We start from the raw sequence: 3,303 nt of genomic DNA on the forward strand, positions 1-3,303 counted from the left end.
ACCAGGGGTTACGCCCGCGCCGGGGCGCGGGCGTAACCCCTGGTGACGGACGTAGTTGTGTTCATCGTGGAAGAGACGATCCCGGGCACCGATGCCGGACAGATTCCGAAGCAGCGCGGGGAAACCCTGCTGGACACCGCGGTTCGCTACACCGAGGAGCGCCACTGGGACGTGTTCCCGGGCACGTGGCTGGAGGCCGTCGACGGGGTGCACCGCTGCTCGTGCGGTGTCGTCGAGTGCCCGGCGCCCGGCGCACACCCGGCGCGCTCCGACTGGGCGTGCCAGGCGACCGGCAGCGCGACGGCCGTCCGCCGCATGTGGCAGATGTGGCCGACGGCCTCGATCCTGCTGCCCACCGGCCACGCCTTCGACACGATCTCCGTCCCCGAGACGGCCGGGTTCCTGGCGCTGGCCCGGATGGAGCGGATGGAACTGGCGCTCGGTCCGGTGACCCTGACGCCCTCCCGGCGCATGGAGTTCTTCGTGCTCCCCGGCGCCGCGGCGAAGGCGCCGGGCCTGATCCGTTCCCTGGGCTGGTCGCTGTCCCCGCTCGATCTGTCCGTGCGGGGCGAGGGCGCGTACGTGGCGGCGCCGCCCACGCGGTTCGGGTCCAGGGGGGCCGTGCAGTGGGCCAGCGGGCCGACACCGGCGAACCGGTGGCTGCCGGACGCCGCGGAGCTGATCCCGGCGCTGGCGTACGCGTGCGGCCGGGACCGGCAGGACCGCCGGGAACGCCGTGAACGGCGGGAGCAGTAGGGCGCTTCGGGAGAGGATCCCGGCGCGCGCGACCCGCCCCACCGTCGGATCGGCCCCCGTAGGGTGCTCCGTATGACGGAGGGAACGGAGCGGACAGGGGTGGGCTCGGCCGCCGTACGGGTGCGAGGGCTCTGGAAGCGGTTCGGTCAGCAGGTCGCGGTGGCCGGGGTCGATCTGGAGCTGCCCGCGGGCCGGTTCATCGGGCTCGTCGGGCCGAACGGGGCCGGCAAGACCACCACGCTGTCGATGGTGACCGGGCTGCTGCGGCCCGACCAGGGCACCGTCGAGGTCGTGGGACACGACGTGTGGCGCGACCCGGTCGAGGTCAAGGCGCGGATCGGGGTGCTGCCGGAAGGCCTGCGGCTGTTCGAGCGGCTGTCGGGGCGCGAACTGCTCGCCTACACCGGCCGGCTGCGCGGCCTGCCCGGCGCCGAGGTCGACAAACGGGCCACCCAGCTCCTCGACGTCCTCGACCTGGCCGGGGCCCAGCACAAGCTCGTCGTCGACTACTCGACCGGCATGCGCAAGAAGATCGGTCTCGCCGCCGCGCTCCTGCACAACCCCGAAGTGCTCTTCCTGGACGAGCCGTTCGAAGGCGTCGACCCGGTCTCCGCGCAGATCATCCGGGGCGTCCTGGAGCGGTACACCGCCTCCGGGGCCACGGTCGTGTTCTCCTCCCACGTCATGGAGCTCGTCGAGTCGCTCTGCGACTGGGTCGCGGTGATGGCCGCGGGCCGGATCCGCGCCCACGGGCCGCTCGCCGAGGTGCGCGGCGACGCGCCCTCGCTGCAGACCGCGTTCCTGGAACTCGTCGGCGCGCGCGGCCGCGACACCGCCTCCGACCTCGACTGGCTGGGCGGCGGGTCCCGGTGACCGCCCCCGTTCCCGTTCCCGTTCCCGTTCCCGGCACCGCTCCCCCTCCCGGTGCTCCCGCCCCTTCGGTGACGCCGGTCTTCGTCCGGCTGAAGCTGTCCCTGCTGCGCAACGGACTGCGGCAGTCCGGTGGCCGCAGGGCCGCCTACATCGCCTCGGCCGTCCTCGCCCTGCTGTTCGCCGCGCTCCAGCTCGTCGGCCTGATCGCACTGCGCCGCGTCGACCACGCCGAGTCGCTGGTCGTGCTCCTCGTGGCGGTGCTGGCGCTGGGCTGGGCGGTCATGCCGTTGTTCTTCCTCAGCGGCGACGAGACCCTCGACCCGTCCCGGCTGGTGATGCTGCCGCTGCGTCCCCGCCCGCTGGTGCGGGCCCTGCTCGTCGCCTCGCTGGTCGGCATCGGACCGCTGTTCACGCTGTGCGTGCTGGCCGGTTCGGCGGTCGCCGTCGCGTACGGCGGGGCGGCGACCGCCGCCGGTGTCCTCGCCGTCCCGCTCGCGCTGCTGGTGTGCGTGGCGCTGGCCCGGGCGGTCGCCACCGCCAACGTGCGGCTGCTGACCAGTCGCAGGGGGCGCGACCTCGCGGTGCTCAGCGGACTCGTGATCGCGGTCGGCGCGCAGTTCGTCAACTTCGCCGTGCAGCGGCTGGGTTCCGCCGGGCTGGACCAGCTCGACCCGGCGGCGGACGTGGTCCGGTGGATTCCGCCGGCGTCCGCGATCGGCGCGGTGCACTCGGCGGGCGAGGGCGCGTACGGGGCCGCCGCCGTCCAGCTCGCCCTGACCGCCGGGGCGCTGGCGGTGCTGCTGGCGCTCTGGTCGCGGTCGCTGTCCCGGCTGATGACCTCGCCCGACGGGTCCACCCTGCGGAGCGGGGAGGCGGCCGTACGCGACCGCTCCTCGGCCGGGCTCGCCCGGCTGCTGCCCGCGGGACGCACCGGCACGGCCGTGGAACGCAGCCTCCGCTACATCTGGCGCGACCCCAAGACCAAGGCGGCGTGGGTGACCTCGCTGGCCATCGGGCTGATCGTGCCGGTGTTCAACGCCTGGCAGGGCACCGGCTCGGTCTACTTCTCCTGCTTCGCCGCCGGGATGCTCGGCGTCATGATGTACAACCAGTTCGGGCAGGACACCTCCGCGTTCTGGATGGTCGCGATGACGATCTCCGGCACCCGGGACGCCTACGTCGAGCTCCGTGCCCGCGCTGTGGCCCTGCTGCTGGTCACCCTGCCCTACTCGACGCTCGTGACCGTCGTGACCACCGCGATGCTCGGCGACTGGCCGCGGCTGCCGGAGGCCCTGGGGCTGTCCTTCGCCCTGCTGGGCGCGATGCTCGCGACCGGTGCGTGGACGTCGGCGCGCTTCCCGTACTCGATCCCGCAGGAGGGCCACAAGAACGTCGCCCCCGGACAGGTCGGACTCGCCTGGATCTCGATCTTCGGCGGCATGGTGGCGGCGGCCGTGCTCTGCGCGCCGGTCATCGCCCTCACGATCTGGCTGAACGTGAGCGAGGGCGGCGAGGACCGGACGTGGCTGCTGCTCCCGGCAGGCACGGCGTACGGCGCCGCCCTCACCTTCGTCGGCCTCCGCCTCGCGGCTCCGAGCACGGCCCGCCGTCTGCCGGAGATCCTCACGGCGGTCAGCAAGGGCTGAAGGACGCGGCAGGGGTACGGGGCGAGGG

At 73.7% G+C, this 3,303-nt stretch carries 3 protein-coding genes; all 3 read left to right on the forward strand.

Annotation, left to right across the window (positions count from 1 at the left end; translation table 11 throughout):
• Positions 1-57: 57 nt before the first annotated feature.
• The 3 genes from AOK11_RS37480 to AOK11_RS37490 all read left to right on the forward strand — a co-directional run bounded on the left by AOK11_RS37480 (position 58) and on the right by AOK11_RS37490 (position 3,275).
• Entirely contained in the window at positions 58-756 is a 699-nt protein-coding gene (locus AOK11_RS37480; RefSeq protein WP_107098780.1) for a bifunctional DNA primase/polymerase, read from the forward strand.
• A gap of 72 nt (positions 757-828) precedes the next feature.
• Positions 829-1,629: an ABC transporter ATP-binding protein gene (locus tag AOK11_RS37485; RefSeq protein WP_055598090.1), complete on the forward strand. Its 801-nt coding sequence runs from the start codon at positions 829-831 to the stop codon at positions 1,627-1,629.
• Positions 1,626-3,275: a transporter gene (locus tag AOK11_RS37490; RefSeq protein WP_107098781.1), complete on the forward strand. Its 1,650-nt coding sequence runs from the start codon at positions 1,626-1,628 to the stop codon at positions 3,273-3,275. The genes AOK11_RS37485 and AOK11_RS37490 overlap by 4 nt, the downstream gene beginning before the upstream one ends.
• Positions 3,276-3,303 lie beyond the last annotated feature (28 nt).

The organism is Streptomyces hirsutus (assembly GCF_001418415.1).
In the GTDB taxonomy this organism is placed as follows: domain Bacteria; phylum Actinomycetota; class Actinomycetes; order Streptomycetales; family Streptomycetaceae; genus Streptomyces; species Streptomyces hirsutus.